A 23,271-nucleotide genomic window follows, 5' to 3' on the forward strand; every position below is an offset into this window, starting at 1 on the left:
TGCGGCGCTTCAGCACGGCAGCTGTAATCACCCGTGCTTATCTGGATAAAAAAATGGGGGTTCACAATTGAAGAGGGCAAGTATTGTGCGTGAAAAAAAATATTATGAATTAGTGGAACAACTAAAAGACCGAACAAAAGACGTTACATTTTCATCAACAAAAGCACTAAGTCTTCTTATGCTGTTCAGCAGATACCTGGTCAATTACACAAATGTTGAATGTGTTCACGATATCAATGAGGAGTGTGCAAAGCATTATTTCACCTACTTAATGAAAAACCATAAACGTTTAGGAATCAATCTGACGGATATTAAACGGTCCATGCTTTTGATCAGCGGTGTAATCGAGGTGGAAGTCGACCACTATCTGAAAGATTTCTCTCTCTCAAATGTGACGTTGTGGATGACGGAAGAGAGATAGACGTTTGAGATATTCAAGCCAATGATTATTTGGTACAATAGAATTAAAATGTTTGGCTTGAGGCGGTGAAAGCAATGTCTGTTCAATGGGGAATTGAACTTCTGAAAAGTATCGGTCTGTTTTTTTTGCACCCGATGTTTTGGTTTTTTATCATCATAAGTCTCGCCTGCGGATATTTGCGGATTAAACGTGAACGCCATACGTTTCATACAAAAATCGCAGATATGTATGACGAGCTTATCTTTACATACATAAAAGGGCTTATACCGGGTATTCTTCTCTCCATATTATTTTTTGGACTGGGAATTTCGATTCCATTCGGTCTTCTCGGCATAATTGCGGCTGTGACGGCTTTGGCATCGCTGACGTTCCGTATGAACTGGCTGTCATCAGCTTATATTGTCAGCGCCGGCATGTTGATTGCGTTTATCCTTCAGTATACCCACACAGTGCCGTTTGCGGATCGGTTTCCGCAGGCATTCGGCGTGAATTGGGCATCAGCGGCCGTGTTTATGGGCCTTTTGATCATCACGGAGGGAGCGGCTGCTTACCGTTCAGCGTACCTGAAAACATCTCCGGCGCTTGTCGTCAGCAGCAGAGGTCTGCCCATCGGCCGTCAATTGGCGAATCGCGCATGGCTGCTTCCGCTTTTCTTATTGGTGCCGGGCAGCGGGCTTGAGTCACACCTTTCTTGGTGGCCTGTCTTTACCGTGCCGGGCGGCTCTTTCCATTTGATCTGGATTCCTTATATCGCCGGCTTCGGACAGCGTGTGCAGGGATCCCTTCCGGAAGTCAGCATACGGATAACGGCGAAACGTGTCATGATTCTCGGGATTATCGTCACCGCATTCGGGGCAGCGGCCCTTTGGTGGAGTCCGCTTGCCGGTGCTGCCGCTTGTATTGCGGTGCTCGGACGCCTGTTCTTATCATTGAGACAGCGGCTGAACGATAACGCGGCTCCGTTTTATTTCTCTAAGCGGGATCAGGGCTTAATGGTGCTCGGCATCATTCCGAATACGCCCGCGGAAGATCTTGAGCTGAAGATCGGTGAGATTATAACGAAAGTAAACGGCATTCCCGTGAAGCATGTATCGGATTTTTACGAAGCACTTCAAAAAAACCGCGCATTTGTAAAAATGGAGATCATCGGCCTGAATGGTGAGCTCCGGTTTGATCAGCGCGCGTCCTATGAAGGCGAACATCATGAATTAGGTATTTTATTCGTTCAGGATGAACATGAACATGAGCAAGAAGAAATGACAGCATTATAATGTGATTTTTCATAATTATTCGGAATAGTTTCAAGAACTCCTAAACTAGATTTCAAAATCAGCTAGAAAGTAAAACAGCTAAGAAAATTATATTTTCTTAGCTGTTTTATTTTGAAATAATAAAAAAATAAATGAAGGAGAGGTATGGCTTATTGGAAAGGTTATTGCTAACTCCAAAACCTTTAGAAGATGAATCTTTAGCAGGATATATACTAAGAATAACTGATTATAATGGTTATGTTGGATAGGGGGAGTACATTGTAAAAAAGCTTTTACTTAAGAGATTACCGTTGATTTCACTTGGAGTTATAGCTTATATACTGACAAAATACGCGCAGAACCATCAGGATTGGGCGGAGAAATACAGTAGGTCTGTATATCCGTTATTGTCAAAAACAGTAGGACTTGTACCTTCTTGGGTCACATTTTCTGTTAGTGAATGGCTCGTCGTGTTGGTTGTGTTACTATTTCTATTTTATATCGTTTATTATGTGCGCAAGGTCATCATGAGTAAAGGTGCACGTAGGATGGTAGTTTATCGTGGTGCTCTAGGAATCGTTACGATCTGTAGCGTGATATATTTTTGTTATACTATTTTGGGTGGAATAAACTATCACAGATATTCTTTTTTGTCTCATACCGAATATAAAGAAGAGAACTACAGCAAGGAAGAACTGGTTAAATTGAGTAAGTCACTTGCCGTTGAAATGGAATTGGCAAGGGAAAAGTTAGCGGATACTGATCTTTTGGCTCATGTACCAGAGGTTTTTGATTATTATGCACAACACGCAGTGTTCTCGATGCAAATGTTATCAAAGAAATATCCTGTTTTGGAGCATTCATATTCAACACCAAAACCAGTGGTGATGTCAAAACTAATGTCGCATGCAGGGATACATGGTATTTTTGTCCCTTTTACTTATGAATCCAATATCAATGTTAATGTGCCAGTTTTTTTGGTGCCTGCTACTATGGCACATGAATTGGCACATCAGAGTGGTTTCATGCATGAGGATGAGGCAAATTTTATAGCATATCTGGCATGTAAGCAGCAGGATGATCCAATGATACTTTACAGTGGTTTTTTTCTAGCATTTGATTATTCTATATCTGAGCTAAAGAAAGTGGATCCAGATCAGGCGTCTGATATAATGTCCAGTCTGTCCAAGGCGGTGCAGCATGATATAGAACAAAATGAGCAGTACCGGGATAAGTATGAGGGTGTTATTTCAAGTATTTCAAGAAATGTAAATGATGTATATCTGAAGGCAAATAATCAGACAGACGGTTTGAATAGCTATAGTGATATGGTGAATTTGTTGCTGGCAGAGCAGCGAGAGATAGAGAAGTACAATTAAATGTACAGCGGGGGAGTGCGGTGACACTTCGAGAGAGAAAAATAAGAAGGAAAACGAAAAAAGGTTCCGGAAAGCGGGTGCTCACGGAACCTTTTTTTGTTTACGCCGAATGGCTTTTTTTCGTATCAACGGTTTCGCCGGACTTAATTCCAAGCGATACGAACAAGCCGATCACAGATACGCCGATCAATATCATAAACAGAATGTGAAATCCGGAGATTAAACCGATCAGTGCTGAAGAAATAATGCTTCCGAAATAACGGAAGGTGGAAAAAATCCCGGATGCGATACCGGACATGCCCGGTTCTACCGTCGCCAGAGAAGACACCTGCATGCTCGTCAGCCCCGCACCGGACGCGATGCCCCCTACAATAAGCGATGCCATAAGGAACGGGACGGAATGGGAATTAACCAAAAGCAGAAATAAAAGATTGGCTCCGGCCATCAGCCCGAAGGACAGAAAAATCATTCTTCGCGCGCCCCATTTGTGATGCAGCTGAGCTCCGCCCCAGTTGCTGGCGGACATAAAAATGGAAAAGACTGAAAGAGCCATACCGCTGTGCGACGTATTCATGCTGAAGTGGCCGGTCATAAAGAGCGGCATCATCAATAACACGGCATACATCATTAAATTGCTTAACAGAACGGACAGATTGGCGCTTGTAAAGGTTGTGTTTTTAAACAGGTCAAAATCAATAATCGGATGTTTCGTACGCAGCTCCCGCCTGAAAAATAACGGAACAAATAAAAGAATGAGCAGCGCGTACACCCAATAGCCCAAAGAGCTTTCATTTTTCGTCAGAAGAATAATAGATACAATGCTCCCGGCAAGCAGAACGGACCCGATGATATCAAGCGGCGCGTCAGAGGTTTCTTCTTTATATTTAGGAAACATGATAAATGCCGTCCCGAGTGCGATCGCCAGAAACGGAATGTTGACCCAAAAAATAGAATGCCAGCTGAAACTCTCGATTAAAAGTGACCCGATAAACGGACCGAGAGCCGCGCCCAGCCCGGCACCGAGGCCGAAAAAACCAAATACTTTCGGAAGCCGTTTTTCGGACACGACATGGCGGATGATGGCGATGCTGTTTGGCGTAAGCAAAGCGCCGCCGGCAGCCTGAAGCGCCCGGAAGAAAATCAATAAAAAAAGACTTGGCGAGAGGGCGCACCCCAATGAAGCGATCAGAAAAAGGCCGACACCCCATAAATACATTTTTTTATTTCCGTACATATCACCGAGCTTGCCGGCAATGGGCTGTGTCACGGCCATCACAATTAAATACACCGTCACGACCCATGTGATGCTGGCAATTGATTCGCTGAATGAGCGGGAAATGGATGAAAGAGCGACTGCGATCATCGTCGAATTGATGGGAACGAGTATGGCTCCCAGCAAAAGCGAAACGATCAGCGCCCATTCTTTCTTTGAACTCATCCTTCATCCTCCTAGGAGCCGGACATTACCGGCTGATAATTCCTTTAATAAAAATCTCAGTGCTATGTTTCAGCATCGTTTCTTCAGAAAGAGTGATGACTCTTTTCCCCAGCTGCAGCCGGTGCATAAAATAACCGAAAATCATCGTCATAAAGACGTCTGCATTAGCTTCTTCGCTGCCGGGGCTTATCCTGTTTTTCTTTGTCAGTTCCTTAAAGTAAACGATTAAATCCTTTTTTACGGATTGCGGATATACGACAATATCCTGCAGGACGTCTTCGAATAATTCCGGTTCGCGCAGGCAGATGCGGAACACCTCTTTTTTTTGTTCCAATCGCTGCAAAAGGGTCGTGGCGAAATGAAGAAGATCCTCATACAGATTGCCTTCCGCCTTGGTGATCACGCTTTCCGGAACCGGCGTGTGCTGCTCAATCATGGCTTTCATTAGTCCTTGTTTGTTTTTAAAATTACGAAAAATCGTAGCTTCGCTTACATTCGCTTTTTCTGCGATTTCTTTTGTTGTCGCGGCGCGGTATCCTTTTTGAATGATAAGATTCATCGCAGCGTCAAGAATTCTCTTGTTCGTCGTTCTCAACTTGTTTCACCTCGCGTAAATACTGGCAGGACAAGTATACACCCGCCCTGCCCGTCAATAAAGAGGGAAACCTAGCATGAAGCGCGTTTGACTATCGTAATCTGTCCGTTTGTGCCGTCTACCGAGACGATATCTCCGTCATTGAGCCTGTCAGTCGCGACACGTGTGCCGAGAACAGCGGGAAGCCCGTATTCTCTTGCGATGATCGCCGCATGTGAGAGGATGCCGCCCGTATCCGTAATGACGGCCTTTGCATCCTGAAACAGACTGGTCCAAAGCGGTGTCGTCATTTTGCAGACAAGCACATCTCCTGATGAAAAACGGGAAAAATCACTTGCGTCACGAATGACTTTCACCGGGCCGCTTGCGATTCCGCTTGACGCTGCAAGTCCGTAAATATGATGTTCAGTGTTTTTTTCATCTTCTGTGATGGAGCCTGTAACCTGCTCAGCGGCTTTCAGCTGTTCGGGCGTCGGTGTGCCGAGATAAGCGGGCGCTTCAAGCAGCTGATATTGCTGGAAAAGCTGTTTCCGTTCAGCGGTTTTTTCCTTCAGCGGAACAGGCGTCACCAGCGCTTTCTCGACTTCATCGCTGTATAAGTACCACATATCCTCCCGGTCATCGATCACGCCTTGTTTTTGCAGCAGCTCGCCGATTTTCAAGAGACAAAGGCGCGCTTTGGCGTCCAGCATCGCATCGATATAAAAATGGTGATCATCTATGATGACGGATGCAGATAACGCCCACTGATAATAACGGTCAAACGTCTCCCGGAAGCCGTCATCTTCAATTCGATTCATGAAGGCGGCGTAAAGCTGTTTGCGTTTTTCTATCGTTTTATGAAACTCACTGTCAAAATCGTAGCCGTTCCGGACATAGTTTTGAATGTTAGCCAAAGCGAAATAAGGATTTTCCGCCCACGTTTCTTCGATCAGATCATGGCTTTTTACTGATCTCCAGCCGTATTCTTGTAAAAATTCGCCAACTTGTTCAAGAAAGCGTTTTCCTTCATCTGATTGCAGAAGCGTCTGATGAAGCTCGCCGGCCTGGGAAGCTGTAAAGACGCGCAGCAGTTCAGGATTGTCTTTTACTTGTCCGGAAAGCAGCCAGAGCTGTCTGTCGGTTTCCAGTGATTTATTCATGACGCCGGCCAGCATTTCATACAGAAGGGAGGCGTTGTCTTTCTCAACCTGTCCGTACATGGACTCCAGTGTCATATTTAACGCAATCTGCGGAAAGACAATGTTGAAATGTTCTTCATATCCTTTTAAATAAAATTCTTGCAGGTTTCGGAACGCCTCAAGGGCAGTCTCCGGTGTATGATTCTTATGCGCCAGTCCGTCAAGCTTTTGATAAAAAGGCAGAAAGGTTTCATGAATAATATCATACATGCGGTCAGCCAAAACGGGAAAAAGCGCTTCTAACTGTTCTGCGGGCAGGTTATCGTCCGTCTTATGCTGTCTGGAAAAAACATGGCCCTGGTGGAGCTTGACACGCTCAATCTCGATGCCCATCACAGGGAATGTCTTCGTGCCTTCTTTGAGGCCGTATTCTAAAGCAGGCACAATGAGAGAGGCGAATAACGGGCTGATGGGGCCTTCTATATTGGACTCCATATTGATCCAAAAATCTTTCTGGTCCCGAGGCGTCATGATAAATTCCCGTTCTTCGTCTGCCGCTTTCTGATCCTGCGCGATCGTTGTAATCGGTCTGGCCTGAAGCAGATACAGCTTATTTTCGGCAAATCCGAATTCGAGATCCACGGGATAACCGTACAGTTCTTCCGTCTTAATCGTCAGCATGGCAAGCTCTTTGATGCTCTCGTCATCGAGGCAGAAGCGGTTTCTCATGTCAGCGGACGTTTCTTTTTCGGTCACGCCTTCCTTTTGGGAAACGATATACATTTCTTTTAAGCCGATTTCTTTGTCAATCCGGAATGTGTCTTTATTGACGATAAATGTGTCGGGCGTCACGCTTCCGGACACGATTGCTTCTCCGAGACCGTAGCTCGCGCTGATCATCAGTTCTCCGTCATCATGTGTGACGGGGTTTCGGCTGAAAATGACCCCTGACACCTCAGAATTGATCAGCCCTTGGACGACAACACCCATTAACGGTTCTGCAGTGTCATTGTTCATTTTCTCTTTATAACCGCTGACCCGCGCCGAAAAGAAGGAAGCCCAGCATTCTTTCACTTTTCCGAGAAACTCTTCTTCTGTTTTGATATTTAAATAGGTTTCGTACTGGCCCGCGAAAGAAGCGCCTTCAAGATCTTCGGACGCAGACGAGGAACGTACGGCAACAGAGGCGTATGATTCTCTCAATTCATAAAAAGAGGCAATCAGCTCATCGCGGAGCTCTTTTGAAAACGTGCCGTTTAAAATGGCGCGCTCCATCTCTTCCTCATCTGCCTGAAGCAGGTTATCTTCCATAAAACGCGTCAGGGCATTTGTCTGAATGACAAAACCGTCGGGAACGGGCAGGCCGTTTTTCGTCAGTTTAATCAGGTTCATTCCTTTTGCGCCTGCTGAGCGGCTCGATTCTTCCGCTTTTTGAAATCGTACTGAATACATGCGGTATAACCCCCTTTTTCTTCATCCAAGAAAATGATAGTAAACACTATCATTACATTGTAAAGAGGGAGGAAGAAACTGTCAAAGACACAAAGACCTAATCCTTCTCCTCCTTTCGGCTGAAGAAAGGCAATTTGGTTCATTTCATTAATGGTTCAATAGATTTACATTCGCATTTTTTCTGACAGATGATTGAAGACTGCTGAAAAAGGGTATTGTGATAGCAGGGGAACGATTGTCCGATTCTTCATTTTTTACTATAATCAGATGAGATGAAGAATTCCCGAGGAGGGTTTTTGTGATTACAAAAGCCGTTTTTGCATTATGTTTCCCTTTTATGCTGGTCGTCCTTTTTACGCGGGTCACTTTTAACCATTATGTGGCGATCGCTCTCACAGCCGCACTGCTTTTCGCATCCTATTTAAAAGGTTACACCGAAACGTATTTCATCGTTGGATTGGATGTCGTATCACTGGTAGCCGGCGGGCTGTACATGGCCAAAAAAGAAGCAGACAAAAAGAAAGACAATGCCTGACATGGTGAATATGAAATGGAAGCCTGCTTTTACGCCATAAAAGCAGGTTTTTTATACAAAAATTGACTTGGTAAAAACAAACCATCGAACTTTAGTTCGTATTTTTAGTGATTTTGCCCGTCATTGTGTTACTATATCAATAGGAAGATTTCGTAAAGAAACGGAGGCTTTTTTGTGAAAGATCGTTTTGAGTTAGTCTCGAAATATCAGCCCCAGGGAGATCAGCCGCAAGCGATTGAGAAGCTTGTCAAAGGCATACAGGAAGGCAGAAAACATCAGACTCTCCTGGGTGCGACAGGGACGGGCAAAACCTTTACCGTGTCCAATCTGATTAAAGAAGTCAATAAGCCGACATTGGTCATTGCCCATAACAAAACCCTTGCCGGACAGCTGTACAGCGAGTTTAAGGAGTTTTTTCCGAACAACGCTGTCGAATATTTTGTCAGCTACTACGATTACTATCAGCCGGAGGCGTATGTGCCTCAAACGGATACATTTATAGAGAAAGACGCAAGTATTAACGATGAAATTGATAAACTGCGGCACTCCGCGACATCCTCTCTGTTTGAACGGAGAGATGTCATTATCATTGCGAGTGTGTCATGCATATACGGTCTCGGTTCGCCTGAAGAATACCGGGAGATGGTCGTGTCGCTCAGACCGGAAATGGAGATTGAGCGGAACGAGCTGCTGAGAAAGCTTGTGGATATCCAGTATGCCCGCAATGATATCGACTTTAAGCGGGGGACGTTCCGCGTGCGCGGCGACGTTGTGGAAATCTTCCCGGCTTCCCGTGACGAACATTGTATCAGAGTGGAATTTTTCGGAGACGAAATAGAGCGGATCAGAGAAGTTGACGCTTTGACCGGAGAGATTCTCGGCGACCGCGATCATGTCGCGATTTTCCCGGCTTCCCACTTCGTCACCCGGGCGGAAAAGATGGAAAAAGCGATTCTGAACATTGAACAGGAGCTTGAGGAGCGCTTGAAAGTCATGCGCGAAAACGGCAAGCTCCTTGAAGCGCAGCGGCTTGAGCAGCGGACGAGATATGATCTTGAAATGATGCGGGAAATGGGTTTCTGTTCGGGCATTGAGAACTATTCAAGACACTTGACGCTCCGTCCTCCGGGCTCTACGCCGTATACGCTGCTTGATTATTTTCCGGACGATTTTATGATCGTCGTTGATGAATCACATGTGACGATTCCGCAGGTGCGCGGCATGTTCAACGGTGACCAGGCAAGAAAACAGGTGCTTGTCGATCATGGGTTCCGCCTGCCGTCAGCGCTTGACAACCGTCCGCTCCGATTCGAGGAATTTGAGAAACATATGCACAATATCGTGTACGTGTCGGCTACTCCGGGACCGTATGAGATTGAGCATACGCCGGAAATGATCGAACAGATCATCAGGCCGACGGGACTGCTCGACCCTCTCATTGACGTCCGGCCGATTGAAGGACAGATTGATGATCTGATCGGCGAGATTCAGGCGAGGATAGAACGGAATGAGCGTGTGCTCGTAACGACTTTAACGAAAAAAATGTCAGAGGATCTGACCGATTATCTGAAAGAAATCGGGATTAAGGTCAATTATCTGCATTCCGAGATTAAGACGCTTGAACGGATTGAAATCATCCGTGACCTCCGGCTCGGAAAATATGATGTGCTGGTCGGCATCAACCTGCTGAGAGAAGGTCTTGATATTCCGGAAGTGTCGCTTGTCGCCATTCTGGATGCGGATAAAGAAGGCTTCCTCCGTTCTGAGCGTTCGCTGATTCAGACGATCGGACGGGCAGCGAGAAACGCAGAAGGCCGGGTCATCATGTATGCCGATAAAATCACGAATTCGATGGAAATCGCGATGAATGAAACGAAGCGCCGCCGGGAACAGCAGGAGCATTTTAACGAAATCCACGGCATTACGCCGCAAACGATCAATAAGGAAATCCGCGATGTGATCCGCGCGACGCAGGCCGCTGAGGATAAAGAAGAATACAAAACAAAAGCCGCGCCTAAGCTGACGAAGCTGACGAAGAAAGAACGCCAGAAAGTCGTTGAGCAAATGGAGCATGAAATGAAAGAAGCGGCCAGAGCGCTTGATTTCGAGCGGGCGGCAGAGCTTCGTGATTTACTGTTAGAGCTAAAAGCGGAAGGATGATGAACACATGGCAATTGACCGGATCGAGGTGAAAGGGGCAAGGGCGCACAATTTAAAAAACATTGATGTAACGATTCCGCGGGATCAGCTCGTCGTCGTGACGGGCCTGTCCGGATCGGGAAAATCATCCCTTGCTTTTGACACCATTTACGCGGAAGGACAGAGGCGGTATGTCGAATCGCTTTCTGCCTATGCACGCCAATTTTTAGGGCAGATGGATAAGCCGGACGTTGATGCGATCGAAGGGCTTTCTCCGGCCATCAGCATTGACCAGAAAACGACAAGCCGCAATCCGCGGTCAACCGTCGGAACGGTAACGGAGATTTATGATTATCTCCGGCTCTTATACGCGAGAGTCGGTAAGCCGCACTGTCCGGAGCACGGCATCGAAATTACGTCACAAACGATTGAACAGATGGTTGACCGGATTCTTGAATATCCTGAGCGGACGAAGCTTCAAGTGCTTGCGCCGATGGTCTCAGGCAGAAAAGGCGCCCATGTTAAGGTCCTTGACCAAATCAGAAAGCAAGGGTATGTAAGGGTGCGGATTGACGGAGAAATGGCCGAGCTTTCCGACGATATTGAACTTGAAAAAAACAAAAAGCATTCCATTGAAGTAGTCATTGACCGGATTGTCGTCAAGGAAGGCGTTGCCGCCCGGCTTTCCGACTCACTGGAAACCGCCCTCCGCTTAGGGGAAGGCCGTGTCATGATAGATGTCATCGGCCAGGAAGAGCTGATGTTCAGCGAGCATCACGCCTGCCCGATTTGCGGTTTTTCCATCGGAGAGCTTGAGCCCCGGCTGTTTTCGTTTAACAGCCCGTTCGGCGCCTGTCCGACTTGTGACGGTCTCGGTTTGAAGCTGGAAGTGGACCCGGAGCTCGTCATTCCAAATCCTGAGCTCTCATTAAAAGAACACGCCATCGCTCCGTGGACGCCGATCAGTTCCCAATATTATCCGCAGCTGCTTCAGGCGGTCTGCCGCCATTACGGCATTGATATGGAGACTCCGGTCAAAGACCTGCCGAAGCATCAGCTTGATAAAGTGCTGTACGGCAGCGGCAATGAACGGATCTACTTTAAATACGAGAATGATTTCGGACAAGTGCGGGAGAATGAAATTGAATTTGAAGGCGTGCTGCGCAATATTGAGAGACGGTATAAAGAGACAAGCTCCGATTATATCCGTGAACAGATGGAGCAATATATGTCACAGAAGCCGTGCCCGACCTGCAAAGGCTACCGGCTGAAGAAAGAAGCGCTGGCCGTTTTGGTCAACGGACGCCACATCGGAACCATTACCGAACTTTCCGTCGGCGATGCGCTGGAATTTTTCAAAAACCTGACGCTGTCTGAGAAAGATATGCAGATTGCAGATTTAATTTTAAGAGAAATTGTAGAACGGCTCAGTTTCTTAGATAAAGTCGGTCTTGATTATCTGACGCTGAGCCGGGCGGCGGGAACGCTGTCAGGCGGCGAAGCCCAGCGTATCAGGCTTGCGACGCAGATCGGCTCCCGTTTGTCAGGCGTCCTGTATATTCTTGATGAGCCGTCCATCGGCCTTCACCAGCGTGACAATGACCGTCTGATCAGCGCGCTGAAAAACATGAGAGATCTCGGCAACACACTGATTGTCGTCGAGCATGATGAAGATACGATGATGGCTGCCGATTATCTGATAGATATCGGACCGGGCGCCGGCATTCACGGCGGCCGCGTCATATCGGCGGGCACGCCTGAAGAAGTGATGAATGATGCGGATTCTCTGACCGGACGTTATTTATCAGGAGCTCAATTCATTCCGATGCCTCCTGAGAGAAGAAAACCTGACGGCCGATACATTGAAATCAAAGGCGCCACGGAAAACAACCTGAAAAAAGCGAACGCCAAATTCCCGCTCGGCACTTTTACGGCGGTGACAGGGGTATCCGGTTCCGGAAAAAGCACGCTTGTGAATGAAATTCTGCAAAAGGCGCTTGCGCAAAAGCTCCATAAAGCCAAAGCGAAACCGGGAAGCCATAAAGAGATCAAAGGCCTCGACCATCTCGATAAGGTGATCGATATCGACCAGGCGCCGATCGGCCGGACGCCGAGATCAAATCCGGCAACTTACACGGGTGTGTTTGATGACATCCGCGATGTGTTCGCGCAGACAAATGAAGCAAAGGTGCGCGGCTACAAAAAAGGCCGATTCAGCTTTAATGTAAAAGGCGGGCGCTGTGAAGCCTGCCGCGGCGACGGCATCATCAAAATTGAGATGCATTTCCTTCCTGACGTGTACGTCCCGTGCGAAGTGTGTCACGGCAAACGTTACAACCGGGAAACGCTTGAGGTCACATACAAAGGAAAAAGCATTTCTGATGTTCTGGATATGACGGTGGAAGATGCTCTGTCTTTCTTTGAAAATATCCCGAAAATCAAACGCAAGCTTCAAACGCTTGCCGATGTCGGACTCGGGTATGTGACGCTCGGCCAGCCTGCGACGACGCTCTCAGGCGGAGAAGCGCAGCGCGTCAAGCTTGCTTCCGAACTGCATAAGCGCTCCACCGGCCGGACACTGTATATTCTGGACGAACCGACGACAGGCCTCCACGTTGATGATATCGCAAGGCTTTTGGTTGTGCTTCAAAGACTCGTCGATAACGGAGATACCGTTTTGGTTATTGAACACAATCTCGATATCATTAAAACGGCGGACTACATCGTCGATCTCGGACCTGAAGGCGGCGCGGGCGGCGGCACGATCGTAGCCTCCGGGACGCCTGAAGAAATTGTCGAAGTGAAAGAATCATATACGGGCCGCTATCTGAAACCGGTAATGGAACGTGATAAAAAACGGATGAAAGCATTGCTGGCCGAAAAAGAAACGGCAGCCACTTAACAGATACAAGAACAGCCCAAAACCGATCGGTTTTGGGCTGTTGTGCTACAGGCTTTTCTTCTGTTGGGGAAGCTGTCTGCTTAAATGCATTAAATCCTGCAGAATATGAGTGCTGCTGCTGTCCAGCAGCACTTTTATATATTGAATATCATGAGAAATGGGAAGAGGCGCCGCCTTGATCTGTTCCAGTTCAGCCAGCATTTCGCTGTTCATTCTTTTCTGTTCGCGAATCAATTTTCGCAGACTTTCTTCCGTTACTTGGTCGTTTCCGGGATCTTTCTCCATTTGGTATGTCCTCCTTGCATACGGTCAGGCTTTGTTACATATTGTAATCGGTTAGGGGAAAAGATTCTATAGTGAAATCTCTGAAATGAAAAATTACGTATAACGAAGCATGTCCTTTAGCATGAAAATGAAACCCGCCCATTCGTCATACGTATGTATAATGAAGGGCCTTTTACATTACCGCACAGGGAGTGTTTTTATTGAATCGAAACCAAGCGATCATCGCATCCATCTGTTATTTCAGCGTGTTTTTCGCGCCTCTTATTCTTCCGATTGTGGCTTACTTCGTCGTCGATGAAAAAGAGACGAAGCGGCATGCCATGCGCGCCCTGATTTCTCACATCATTCCGTTTGCGGGATTGCTGATTGTGATTGCCGGTGTTGTCGGAGGAGCGATTACGGCTCAGGGGGAGAGTATGGTTCCGGTTTTTGTTATGATAGCAGGAGCAGCTGTTTATTTTCTGATCCTCATCGGAATGGTCATTTGGAATATCGTGCAGGGAATAAAGGTATTACGCCAGGTGTAAGAAAAGTCGGGGGGAGGAGTTTTATATGAAACAGGAGAAAGAACGGATTTTAAAGCTTGTGGAAGAAGGCAGGCTGACGGCGCAGGAAGCTTTGACGCTCATTGAAAAACTGGATCATGAATATAAAGAAAAAGAAGAGCAGATCACCGCATTATCAACGGAGGTCCAGGAATCTGCGGAAGATTTCAAAAGCGGGACAAAAGAAAGCCAAAAGCCGTCGCTCGGTGCTAAGCTGTTCGATTGGATTGATTCGGCTGTCAAAAAAGTGAAGGAAGCGGATCTGGATCTGAATTTCGGCCACGCACACGACGTGCAGCATATTTTTCAATTTAAAGACAGTGAATTCTCAGCCATTGATATGCAGATTGCAAACGGCAGCGTCAATATCGTACCGTGGGCGGATGAAGATGTCAGAGCGGAGTGCCAGGCGAAAGTGTACCGGGCGGACAGTCAGGAGGCGGCGCGCACCGCATTCCTCCAGCACATTGAGTGTGAAATGAAGGGCAATAAATTTTTTGTCCGCACGGAAAAGAAAACGATGAAAACCAATGTCACGCTTTATGTTCCTCAGAAAGAGTACGATAAGATAAGAGTGAAGCTGTTTAACGGACCGATCAGAGGGGAACATTTACATGTAAAAGAATTCTCGGCGAAAACGACAAACGGCGTCCTGTCATTCTCTCATCTGACGGCTGAGAAAGCGTCGGCGGAAACGGCTAACGGACAAATCAAGCTGGCCGGCCATCAATGCGGCGCGATCGAAGCGGAAACGATTAACGGCTTGATTGATTTGCGCGGATCGAGTGAATCTATTGACGTCCAAAGCTTTAACGGCAATATCATCCTTACCGTGACAGCGCCGCACTGCCGCTCCATCTACACAAAAACGACGACCGGAAATGTGGAAATCGCCCTGCCTGATGACTCGGCGGTGAAAGCGGAGCTCAAAAGCAATCTCGGTTCTCTCAGCCACGAGCTGATTGATGCGGAGATTTTAAAGGAAAAGAATGATACCATTCAAAAAGAACTGATGCTGGAATCAAATCAAGGCCATGATCAGCATCTCTCGATTTTCTCAGAATCGTTAACAGGAGCCATTAAGCTCAAGCATACTCAGAGGTGATTGGATGAAAAGACTTTACCGTTCAGAAAAAAACCGTAAAATCGCCGGTGTCGTCGGCGGTTTGGCGGAGTATATCAATATGGATGCGTCGCTTTTGCGCATCATAACCGTTGTATTAGCGCTTGTCACGAGCGGAATCGTGCCGATTGTATATATTATCTGGTGTTTTGTTGTACCTTTAGAAGGAGATTTGAAATAAATGATCAAATGGGCAGTCAGCATTTTAGTAAATGCTTTATTATTAATCGTTATCGCGGGATATTTTGATTCCGTCCATATCAGCAGTATCGGAGCGGCTGTCATCGCCAGTGTGATTCTTTCTGTGTTAAATGTGCTGATCAAACCGATCATCGTCATATTGACATTGCCTGTCACGGTTGTGACCCTCGGCCTTTTTCTGTTTGTCATCAACGCCATTACGTTAATGATGACCGCTGCCTTAATGGGAGACAGCTTTCAGATTGACGGGTTCGGCACCGCCATTTGGGCATCCGTCGTGCTTTCCGTTTTCCACTTGCTGATTCAAAAAGGCATATTGGAGCCGCTTAGAAAAGGATAAGAAAAGAGCTGTCCCCGAGGGGGCAGCTTTTTTATGTGCGGTTACATAAGCGGAGGCCTCCTGACGCAACATAATGCATAGGGAGGTAATGAGATGAAACTTGTGATGACGCTCTTTTTTCTGATTGGTTTGCTTTGTGTGAGTCCTTCTGCGGGTGCGGCGCGCAAAGAATCGGAAATCCCGGTGAATCAGCAGGAATTCGGACAGCCGCCTCATTACATACCGCTTCTGGAGAATCCTCCCCAAATCGAAGTAAAGGCGGAAATGAAAAGAAACCTGTTCATACAGGCTCATGTACAGAATGCCGATTATCAAGCGTTTTCGGCGTTTCTTTTTTATAAACAAAGCAATGAGCTGGGATATAAGATGGTGCCGATGGAGCCCGCTCCAGGCGCAATCCGGCTGTTTACGGCCCAGGTTTCAAAACGGGATATTTGGAATGGAGAATTGGAATATTACCTCGTTTTCACCAACGGCAGACAGCGGGCGGAATCGGAGAAAAAGCGGCTGAAGCTGGACGGCTATCAAGCCGATTTGAATCATATTCCCGAGCTGATGATTACGGAGCTTGCCGTTGATACGAAAAATGAAGACGGCGCTGATGCCTATGAATTTATCGAGGTGTATAACACGACGGACAGACCCATTCACTTTAAGGATTATCATATCCGCTACCGCTACCCGAAGGAAGGGCCGGAATCAGATGTGATATGGAGGCCGAAAGAAGATATTGTCATTCCGTCAGGCGGCGCTTATGTGTTTTGGCTGAGACATGCCGCATCAGAACTGACGGCAGATGATTTCAACCGCTATTACGGAACCCGCCTGAAGGAGGGAAAACATCTCGCCGTCATCGAAGGGACGGACGGAATGTCCAACGCCCGCCCGCGGACGGTGGTGCTGTCAGCAAACACCGGAAAAACCATCGCCTCAGCGCACTACCGAAAACACGCATTCCGCCGGCTGACTTCTTTGCTGTACAAATATCCGCTGAACGGAACGGGAGAATTGCTCAAGATCTCCACAAGCGAACATAAGCCGTCACCGGGCTCCGTTTTTCAGGCGCAGATCCCTCAGCAGAAAAGAGTGATCAAACCGGATAAGGAAAAACCGGTCATTGAAGACCTTACAGACAAAAAGCCGGTCCGGCCGGCAGAAAGCATTGAATTAAAAGCGGACATCCGGGACAAAAACCTTGTCAAAACAGCGGCGTTTTATTACAGAACCAATGAGAACAAACCATTCAAACGAATTCTGGCTGAAAAAGACCGCAACGACAGCTTATACCGTCACATTATTTATTCTCCGGAACTGCTCGGCCAGGATCAGCTGGAGTATTATATCGCAGCCGGTGACGGCGAAAATGAAGCAAAAACACCTGTCAAGATGATTGACATTGAACAGACGAGTAAATCACACGGACTCAGAATGAACATTGAACCGGAAGATACGATATCGGGCACCTATCTGCTCAAAGCCACATCTGACGCCGGCGCGGATAAGATCAGGCTGTGGATTGACGGCAAGCGGCAGGAGACCCGGCCGGCGCTGGAAAAAGAGGTCTATTTCGCCTTCGATGCCCGGAAAACCAATCTTTATTTCAAAAACACCGTCATGATGGAAAACGAGGTGCTGCACATTTTTGACGATCCGGCTCATCGCTACAGAACGTACTCGGTTCTGCTTCCGGAACGTCTGCTGCAAAAAGGGGGCAAAACGCAGAAAGTATCCATCCGCGCGGGCTCAAAGGTTTCTCCGTATGACACGGGGGAGAATCGGGATGATTTTATCGTGAAAAATGCCCGCCTGGTGCTTTCAGACGGAACGTTGATCAAAGACGGGAAGCGGGATCCTGATGAGCAGCTGTTTATCGGTGACGGCAAGCGGGCGAATCAGAGCATGACCTTCTCATTCAGCCTGCCGGATCATTTATTTACGTCGCGGCTTTTGCCATGGAATACGGCGAAGCTTTCTGAAGGCTATCACCAGATTTTTGTAAGCGACGGTGAGGAGCAGCTCAGTCAGTCTGTGCGGGTGGACAATACAGGCCCGAAAATTGTTCCGGGTATCAAAGAAGGCGCGACATTGAAAGGTAACTTTGAGCTGAAAGCGGACATCCGTGATAAATGGAGCAAGGTGGAAGAAGTCAAAGCGTTTTTGGACGGAGAAAGCATCACGCTCCCGCATCATACGTCATCAGCCGATCTTAAGCCCGGAAAGCATACGCTTACCATCACTGCGGCAGACCTTGCCGGAAATGAAACAACGTCCGTCCGCACCTTCCATATCAAACGGGAGGAGCCGGATCAGCCGGAGCTTGCCGATCAAAACATTAGCGCCCATAAAGCGAAGCTGTCCGTCCGGGTAAAGGATCCGACGAAGGATGAAATGAATGTATCATTTTACCGGGGATTCCGTTACACCGCGCGGAATCCGGGCAGCGTGAAAGTGTATAAACACGCCTCATTAACAGAACCGCCGCAAGGCATAAAAGAAAATGAAATGCCGTTTACACTGCCGGAAATGAACCGTATCTCGGCAAATGACGGAAAAACAGTCTCGTCAGAAAGCAAGGAACGTTTCCCTTATCACCGATTTGAAGTAACCGTTGACCCGTCTATTGACGAAACGGACCTGGCCGAAGCGGTCTGGAAAGGAAGCTCTCTGCCCGGCCGAAAGGTAACCATGTATATTTGGAATTACCGGACAAGCCGCTGGCAGGAGGCGGACAGCGTCCTTGCCAAAAATAAAAAGCCGTTTACGTTAAAAGCCGCCGTGTCCGCAGCGGATGCGGTGAAAAACTCAAAGATGAATGTCATCGTTCAGGATCAAATCCCGGCAAAAGGCAATTACTCATTTGTCTGGATGTCCGATACACAGTATTACGCACAAGGGCACCCGAACATTTTTGACAAAATGACGGAGTGGATCAAAGAAAATAAGGAAAAGCACAATATCAAATATGTCTTTCATACCGGCGATATCGTCGATGATTCAATGGTGATGAAACAGTGGAAAAACGCCGATCACTCCATGCGGACACTTGATAAGGCGGGGATTCCGTACGGAGTGCTTGCCGGCAATCATGACGTCGGCCATAAAGACGGCACATACCGAACCTTCGGGGATTTCTTCGGAAGCCGCCGTTTTGAAAAGAACATGCATTACGGCGGGTCATACAAAAATAACCGCGGGCATTATGATCTGCTGTCGGCAAGCGGGAACGATTTTATTATGATTTATATGGGCTGGGGCATTGCGGATCAAGAGATTGACTGGATCAATCAAGTGCTTAAGCAATATCCGGACCGAACCGCCATATTATGTTTTCATGAGTATTTGCTTGTGAGCGGAAACCGAAGCCCGATCGGGGAGACGATCTATCAAAAAGTCGTTAAGCCGAATCGCAATGTGGCGATGGTATTAAGCGGCCATTACCATAATGCCATGAAAAAAACCGATGCCCTTGACGATGACGGCGACGGAAAACCGGACCGCCTCGTTCATCAAATTCTGACTGACTATCAGGATGGTCCTGAAGGGGGACAAGGCTATATGCGCATCATGCAATTCGATCAGGCCGCCAATCAGGTTCACATGTTCTCCTACTCGCCGTATACGGATGACATCAATTACTATGACACCGATCTGTTCGCTGATAAAGACGAATTTTCAGCTCAAATGGATTTACAGCCGAAAATGAAAAAGGTAGCGACCGATTATTTTGAATGCAACGTTTATACGAACGAACTGCTCGGTCATCAAAAACACGTAAAAAGCGGAAAAACCGCAGAGTGGGTCTGGGACGGCCTGCAGCCGGAATCGGTTTATTACTGGTACACCGTCGTCAAAGATCCGTACAACTGCAAAACAATATCACCGATCTGGATGTTCAAAACGGGAAATACACCGTATGCTCCAGCTCCGGATCAGCTTGATTTCAGGCATGTCTCCAACCCATAACAGTGAAATACCGCCTGCTGATCGCTCAGAACGGAATCTGACGGTCAGCAGGATTTTTTCTGTACGGAAATGGCGGCGCCCTGCTGTAATAAGTGCTTTTGACTTTTTTATGTCCCTTTTCTATACTAAAATCGATTGGTTTTCTTAAATGCAGGAGGAAACATAATGAACAGTAAAACCGGGACAAAAGAAAGAATTATTCAAACCTCTGCATATCTTTTTCAGATTCAGGGATACCATGCGACAGGTTTGAATCAAATTATAAAAGAGAGCGGAGCACCCAGAGGGTCTGTGTATCATCACTTTCCAAACGGAAAAGAAGAACTCGCCATTGCGGCAATCAGACATACGGGAAGATGCGTTGCAAAGAAAATACAGAATAGTATGTCTGAATTCGGGGACCCTGTAGAAGCCATTCAGCACTTTATTCATGTAACGGCTGAACAGTTTAATGATCCTCAGAATATTGAGGGCGTGCCGGTTGGATTGCTGGCGGGTGAGACCGCTCTGATCAATGAAACGTTAAGATGCACATGTGTTGAGGTGTTCAAGAAGTGGACGGATGTGTTTGCGGCAAAATTTCTTGAGCATGGGTTTGAACAAGAGGAAGCGGAGAAGCTTGGGATGACAATCAACTCGATGATTGAAGGCGCAATCATGTTTTCACTGGCTCACAAAAACAAAGAACCGCTGCTGCTGATTTCAAAGCAGGTTCCGTATATTGTCCAAAACAGAGGGTAGCATTTTAGTACTCTTTTCTTTATAAAAATAGATACCTAAACCCCAGCCTCTCCGTTTTGACAGAGTCATAGAGAATTGATTTGAAAATGGCAGATCAAAAAAACATCTCCAACCCGTAACGGTTGGAGATGTTTCATTTCACCCTGTCCATATAATGCACGAATGTGTAGCGGTCGCCTCTGTAGGCGGATTTGACATGCTCAAAGGCAGTGCCGTCCTGCAGATAAGTGGTCCGCTTGATATAGAGGACGGGCGCGCCGGGCTGGATCCCGAGCAGTTCGGCTTCTTCCTCGGAAGCTGTTCCCGGTTCAAGCTCTTGTTTGGCGCGTGAGATCGGCATCTGATTGTACGCTTCGATGTGCTCATACATGGATGATTGAAAATGGGAGGCATCCAATTTCCCCGCCTTGTCAAACGGGATGTACGAGGCTTCGATCGCCATCGGGATATCATTCGCCAGCCGGACGCGGATGATTTTATGAAGCGTTGCCTGACAGCCGCATCCAAGGATAGAAGATAACTCTTCCGTCGCCTGAATCAGCTGGTATTCGGCAAGTCTGCTCCCCGGCTTCATGCCCCGGCTTCTCATATCTTCAGTGAAGCTTGTCAGCCCTTGAAGCGGCTGCTCCATCTTCAGTTTGCTGACGAACGTTCCCCGGCCTTTCTGTCTGTATAAAAATCCTTCATTCACCAAATTGGAAAGCGCCTGGCGCACCGTCATGCGGCTGATGCCGAATTGTTCGGCGTATTCCCGCTCAGACGGAAGCAGCGCATCCGCTTTCAGCTCGCCGTTTTTGATTTGGGTTTTCAATTGTTCCATAATCTGAAAGTAAATCGGAATCGGAGATTGTTTATCAATCTGCATAGGTCAAATCCTTTCAATCGCCGCCCGCAGCCTCTTCATCAATCAAGACCGTCACATCCGGGTGTTCGTGCAGGGCGGAGGCGGGGAATGCTTCAGTGACGCGCCCGTCCAGAAGCTGCTTCACCGCTTGGGCCTTGCTTTTTCCAGATGCAATGATCAAAATCCGTTTGCCGGACAAGATCGTCCTGATCCCCATTGTCACGGCTTTTTCAGGAACTTGGTCGATTGACGGAAAGTACCGCGCATTCGCCCGTCTTGTCTCTTCATTCAGCTCAACGACATGGGTTCGGGATTCAAATGGCGTTCCGGGCTCATTAAAGCCGATATGGCCGTTGTGTCCGATGCCTAAAAGCTGAATATCCGCTCCGCCGAGTGTTTGAATCAATCGGTCATAGCGTTCGCATTCAGCCTCAAGATCGTCTGCCCGTCCGTCAGGGAGAAAGCGGCGGTCCTTTCGGCTGTCGATATGTGCAAAAAAATGTGTATTCATATAATAATGATAGCTGTTTTTGTCCTCGGGAGAAAGCCCGGCGTATTCATCAAGGTTGATCGTCGTGACATCCCGGAATGACAGGCCCTCGGAGCGGTGCATCCGCACAAGCTCTTTGTATACGCCTTCAGGGGTGCCTCCCGTCGCAAGCCCGAGAACGGCATCCGGCTTTTGTTTAACTGTTTCAGCAATCATCTCTGCGGCTTTTTCACTTAATTCTTCATAATGTCTGCATGTGATGACGTTCATGTCCAATCAGCTCCTCCTGAGATATATGCGGTGTTTCCTCGGCAGATCGTTGCCAGCACGGCGCACTGTCCGTCCGTCAAAACAATGTCGGCGTCTTTTCCTTCCGCAAGGCTTCCTTTACGGTCAAAAATGCCGAGCCGGCGGGCTGCATTTGCCGCTGTCATATTAGCTATATCCAGCCATGAGCAGTTCGTAAACCTGCGCATGAGCGCCGCGCCTTCATTCATTTTTAAAATGGAACCGGCCAGCGTCCCGTCAGAAAGAAGCGCTTTGTCTCCGCAAACGGTGACTCTTTGTCCGCCGAATTCGTATTCTCCGTCCTTAAGCCCTTTTGCCCGCATGGAGTCTGTAATCATGATCAGGTTTTGGCTTCCTTTCGCCAAATAGGCAAGCTTTACAGCCAAAGGATGAGAATGAATGCCGTCAGTGATCAGCTCCGCCGTGATGCGGCCGCAGGCGAGCGCCGTACCGATGCCCCCCGGCTCACGGTGATGAAAGGAGCTCATGGCGTTGAAGAGGTGTGTCATATGCAGTGCTCCGGCATCCGCCGCTTTTTCTAAAAGATCGGCTCCCGCGTCTGTGTGTCCCATTGACGGGATGATGTTCCGGTCTTTTAAATAACGGATCAGGCTGAAATCAGGATCTTCTTCCGGTGCAAGCGTCACGATTTTAATCAGACCTCCGGAGAGACGCTCCCATTTCTGAAAGAGCCCGGCATCGGCCGGCGTAATCCATTGTTTCGGCTGTGCTCCCGCTTTTTTCGGAGAGACAAACGGTCCTTCTAAATGAATGCCGATCAACTCAGCGCCTTTATGAGCCTGCGGTGAGGAGTCCGTCCATTCCTTGGCGTTTTTAAGCGCTTTTTCAATGTTTTCGTGCTGCTGTGTGATCGTGGTCGCTAGAAAAGCGGTTGTTCCTTCTTCGGGCAGCCGGGCGGACATTGTATCAAGAGCCGCGAGATCGGCATCCATTGTATCCGCGCCGTAACCGCCGTGAATATGGATATCTATCATTCCGGGAAGCGCATACGAACCCGCGGGCGCCTTCCATTCCTTCTCATACGTTTCTTGCGGTCTTGTTTGACCCGCGTAAGAAATGATGCCGTCTTTTATGCCGAGAAATCCGTTTCGGATGATTTCCTCTTCTGTTACGATGTCCGCACCGCTGATTAACAAGCTTTCAGCCACTTTAAAACACGCCTTTCTGGTTAGTTGTTAGTTTTATTTTACTCTTTTTC

Annotated in this window: 19 protein-coding genes; 12 read left to right on the forward strand and 7 right to left on the reverse strand. The window is 47.6% G+C overall.

Features of this window, described 5'->3' with window-relative positions; genetic code table 11:
* Positions 1 to 67 precede the first annotated feature (67 nt).
* The 3 genes from swrA (at position 68) to AUL54_RS13410 (ending at position 3,050) form a co-directional block, all read left to right on the forward strand.
* On the forward strand, positions 68 to 421 hold the full coding sequence (gene swrA, locus AUL54_RS13400) for a swarming motility protein SwrAA (RefSeq protein ID WP_012118562.1): 354 nt from the start codon (positions 68 to 70) through the stop codon (positions 419 to 421).
* Between the two features lie 74 nt (positions 422 to 495).
* On the forward strand, positions 496 to 1,692 hold the full coding sequence (locus tag AUL54_RS13405; protein ID WP_060964160.1) for a cell division topological determinant MinJ: 1,197 nt from the start codon (positions 496 to 498) through the stop codon (positions 1,690 to 1,692).
* 290 nt (positions 1,693 to 1,982) lie between these two features.
* A complete protein-coding gene (locus tag AUL54_RS13410) occupies positions 1,983 to 3,050 on the forward strand; it encodes a DUF3810 domain-containing protein (RefSeq protein ID WP_060964161.1) in 1,068 nt (355 codons plus the stop codon).
* A gap of 100 nt (positions 3,051 to 3,150) precedes the next feature.
* Here the strand turns inward: AUL54_RS13410 and AUL54_RS13415 are convergent, their stop codons facing one another.
* The 3 genes from AUL54_RS13415 to AUL54_RS13425 all read right to left on the reverse strand — a co-directional run bounded on the left by AUL54_RS13415 (position 3,151) and on the right by AUL54_RS13425 (position 7,656).
* Entirely contained in the window at positions 3,151 to 4,488 is a 1,338-nt protein-coding gene (locus tag AUL54_RS13415) for an MFS transporter (RefSeq protein ID WP_060964162.1), read from the reverse strand.
* Positions 4,489 to 4,513: 25 nt separating this feature from the next.
* Positions 4,514 to 5,083: a TetR/AcrR family transcriptional regulator gene (locus tag AUL54_RS13420; RefSeq protein ID WP_060964163.1), complete on the reverse strand. Its 570-nt coding sequence runs from the start codon at positions 5,081 to 5,083 to the stop codon at positions 4,514 to 4,516.
* 71 nt (positions 5,084 to 5,154) lie between these two features.
* Complete coding sequence (locus tag AUL54_RS13425) at positions 5,155 to 7,656, reverse strand: PEP/pyruvate-binding domain-containing protein (protein ID WP_060964164.1); 2,502 nt, start codon at positions 7,654 to 7,656, stop codon at positions 5,155 to 5,157.
* Positions 7,657 to 7,954: 298 nt separating this feature from the next.
* Here AUL54_RS13425 and AUL54_RS13430 point away from each other — a divergent pair, with 298 nt between their 5' ends.
* The 3 genes from AUL54_RS13430 (at position 7,955) to uvrA (ending at position 13,232) form a co-directional block, all read left to right on the forward strand.
* Positions 7,955 to 8,191, forward strand: a complete 237-nt coding sequence (locus AUL54_RS13430) for a CsbA family protein (RefSeq protein ID WP_003151438.1) — start codon at positions 7,955 to 7,957, stop codon at positions 8,189 to 8,191.
* A gap of 174 nt (positions 8,192 to 8,365) precedes the next feature.
* On the forward strand, positions 8,366 to 10,351 hold the full coding sequence (gene uvrB / locus AUL54_RS13435) for an excinuclease ABC subunit UvrB (protein ID WP_049627486.1): 1,986 nt from the start codon (positions 8,366 to 8,368) through the stop codon (positions 10,349 to 10,351).
* Positions 10,352 to 10,358: 7 nt separating this feature from the next.
* The gene (gene uvrA, locus AUL54_RS13440; RefSeq protein WP_060964165.1) at positions 10,359 to 13,232 is read left to right on the forward strand and encodes an excinuclease ABC subunit UvrA; all 2,874 of its coding nucleotides are present in this window, start codon (positions 10,359 to 10,361) and stop codon (positions 13,230 to 13,232) included.
* 45 nt (positions 13,233 to 13,277) lie between these two features.
* Here uvrA and AUL54_RS13445 read toward each other — a convergent pair whose 3' ends face one another.
* Positions 13,278 to 13,517: a hypothetical protein gene (locus tag AUL54_RS13445; RefSeq protein WP_016937799.1), complete on the reverse strand. Its 240-nt coding sequence runs from the start codon at positions 13,515 to 13,517 to the stop codon at positions 13,278 to 13,280.
* A gap of 200 nt (positions 13,518 to 13,717) precedes the next feature.
* Here AUL54_RS13445 and AUL54_RS13450 point away from each other — a divergent pair, with 200 nt between their 5' ends.
* The 6 genes from AUL54_RS13450 (at position 13,718) to AUL54_RS13475 (ending at position 20,430) form a co-directional block, all read left to right on the forward strand.
* Complete coding sequence (locus AUL54_RS13450; RefSeq protein WP_016937800.1) at positions 13,718 to 14,044, forward strand: hypothetical protein; 327 nt, start codon at positions 13,718 to 13,720, stop codon at positions 14,042 to 14,044.
* Positions 14,045 to 14,069: 25 nt separating this feature from the next.
* Positions 14,070 to 15,167, forward strand: coding sequence for a DUF4097 family beta strand repeat-containing protein (locus AUL54_RS13455; RefSeq protein ID WP_060964166.1), 1,098 nt, complete (start codon positions 14,070 to 14,072; stop codon positions 15,165 to 15,167).
* 4 nt (positions 15,168 to 15,171) lie between these two features.
* Positions 15,172 to 15,366 carry a PspC domain-containing protein gene (locus AUL54_RS13460; protein ID WP_003151448.1) on the forward strand — a complete coding sequence of 65 codons (195 nt, stop codon included), beginning with the start codon at positions 15,172 to 15,174 and terminating at the stop codon, positions 15,364 to 15,366.
* Positions 15,367 to 15,726, forward strand: a complete 360-nt coding sequence (locus AUL54_RS13465) for a phage holin family protein (RefSeq protein ID WP_014418984.1) — start codon at positions 15,367 to 15,369, stop codon at positions 15,724 to 15,726. It begins immediately after the preceding gene.
* Positions 15,727 to 15,819: 93 nt separating this feature from the next.
* Positions 15,820 to 19,689: a metallophosphoesterase gene (locus AUL54_RS13470; protein WP_060964167.1), complete on the forward strand. Its 3,870-nt coding sequence runs from the start codon at positions 15,820 to 15,822 to the stop codon at positions 19,687 to 19,689.
* A gap of 165 nt (positions 19,690 to 19,854) precedes the next feature.
* Positions 19,855 to 20,430 carry a TetR/AcrR family transcriptional regulator gene (locus AUL54_RS13475; protein ID WP_060964168.1) on the forward strand — a complete coding sequence of 192 codons (576 nt, stop codon included), beginning with the start codon at positions 19,855 to 19,857 and terminating at the stop codon, positions 20,428 to 20,430.
* Between the two features lie 133 nt (positions 20,431 to 20,563).
* On the opposite strand, the gene AUL54_RS13480 is transcribed toward AUL54_RS13475, so the two are convergent.
* From AUL54_RS13480 to nagA, 3 genes are read right to left on the reverse strand one after another with little or no spacing between them, the layout of a single operon-like run.
* A complete protein-coding gene (locus AUL54_RS13480; protein ID WP_060964169.1) occupies positions 20,564 to 21,295 on the reverse strand; it encodes a GntR family transcriptional regulator in 732 nt (243 codons plus the stop codon).
* A gap of 13 nt (positions 21,296 to 21,308) precedes the next feature.
* The gene (gene nagB / locus AUL54_RS13485) at positions 21,309 to 22,034 is read right to left on the reverse strand and encodes a glucosamine-6-phosphate deaminase (protein ID WP_060965102.1); all 726 of its coding nucleotides are present in this window, start codon (positions 22,032 to 22,034) and stop codon (positions 21,309 to 21,311) included.
* A complete protein-coding gene (nagA, locus tag AUL54_RS13490) occupies positions 22,031 to 23,221 on the reverse strand; it encodes an N-acetylglucosamine-6-phosphate deacetylase (protein WP_060964170.1) in 1,191 nt (396 codons plus the stop codon). Before nagA ends, nagB begins: the two co-directional genes overlap by 4 nt.
* Between the last annotated feature and the right edge of the window lie 50 nt (positions 23,222 to 23,271).

Origin of the sequence: Bacillus sp. SDLI1 (genome assembly GCF_001553895.1) — a bacterium.
In the GTDB taxonomy this organism is placed as follows: domain Bacteria; phylum Bacillota; class Bacilli; order Bacillales; family Bacillaceae; genus Bacillus; species Bacillus siamensis.

Bases quoted from the DNA above. Each gene is read 5' to 3' on its own strand.
- uvrA (WP_060964165.1), top strand. From the start codon at position 10,359: ATGGCAATTGACCGGATCGAGGTGAAAGGGGCAAGGGCGCACAATTTA.
- AUL54_RS13475 (WP_060964168.1), top strand. From the start codon at position 19,855: ATGAACAGTAAAACCGGGACAAAAGAAAGAATTATTCAAACCTCTGCA.
- AUL54_RS13455 (WP_060964166.1), top strand. From the start codon at position 14,070: ATGAAACAGGAGAAAGAACGGATTTTAAAGCTTGTGGAAGAAGGCAGG.
- AUL54_RS13425 (WP_060964164.1), bottom strand. From the start codon at position 7,656: ATGTATTCAGTACGATTTCAAAAAGCGGAAGAATCGAGCCGCTCAGCA.
- AUL54_RS13470 (WP_060964167.1), top strand. From the start codon at position 15,820: ATGAAACTTGTGATGACGCTCTTTTTTCTGATTGGTTTGCTTTGTGTG.
- AUL54_RS13460 (WP_003151448.1), top strand. From the start codon at position 15,172: ATGAAAAGACTTTACCGTTCAGAAAAAAACCGTAAAATCGCCGGTGTC.
- AUL54_RS13405 (WP_060964160.1), top strand. From the start codon at position 496: ATGTCTGTTCAATGGGGAATTGAACTTCTGAAAAGTATCGGTCTGTTT.
- AUL54_RS13480 (WP_060964169.1), bottom strand. From the start codon at position 21,295: ATGCAGATTGATAAACAATCTCCGATTCCGATTTACTTTCAGATTATG.
- AUL54_RS13415 (WP_060964162.1), bottom strand. From the start codon at position 4,488: ATGAGTTCAAAGAAAGAATGGGCGCTGATCGTTTCGCTTTTGCTGGGA.
- AUL54_RS13445 (WP_016937799.1), bottom strand. From the start codon at position 13,517: ATGGAGAAAGATCCCGGAAACGACCAAGTAACGGAAGAAAGTCTGCGA.
- nagB (WP_060965102.1), bottom strand. From the start codon at position 22,034: ATGAACGTCATCACATGCAGACATTATGAAGAATTAAGTGAAAAAGCC.
- AUL54_RS13465 (WP_014418984.1), top strand. From the start codon at position 15,367: ATGATCAAATGGGCAGTCAGCATTTTAGTAAATGCTTTATTATTAATC.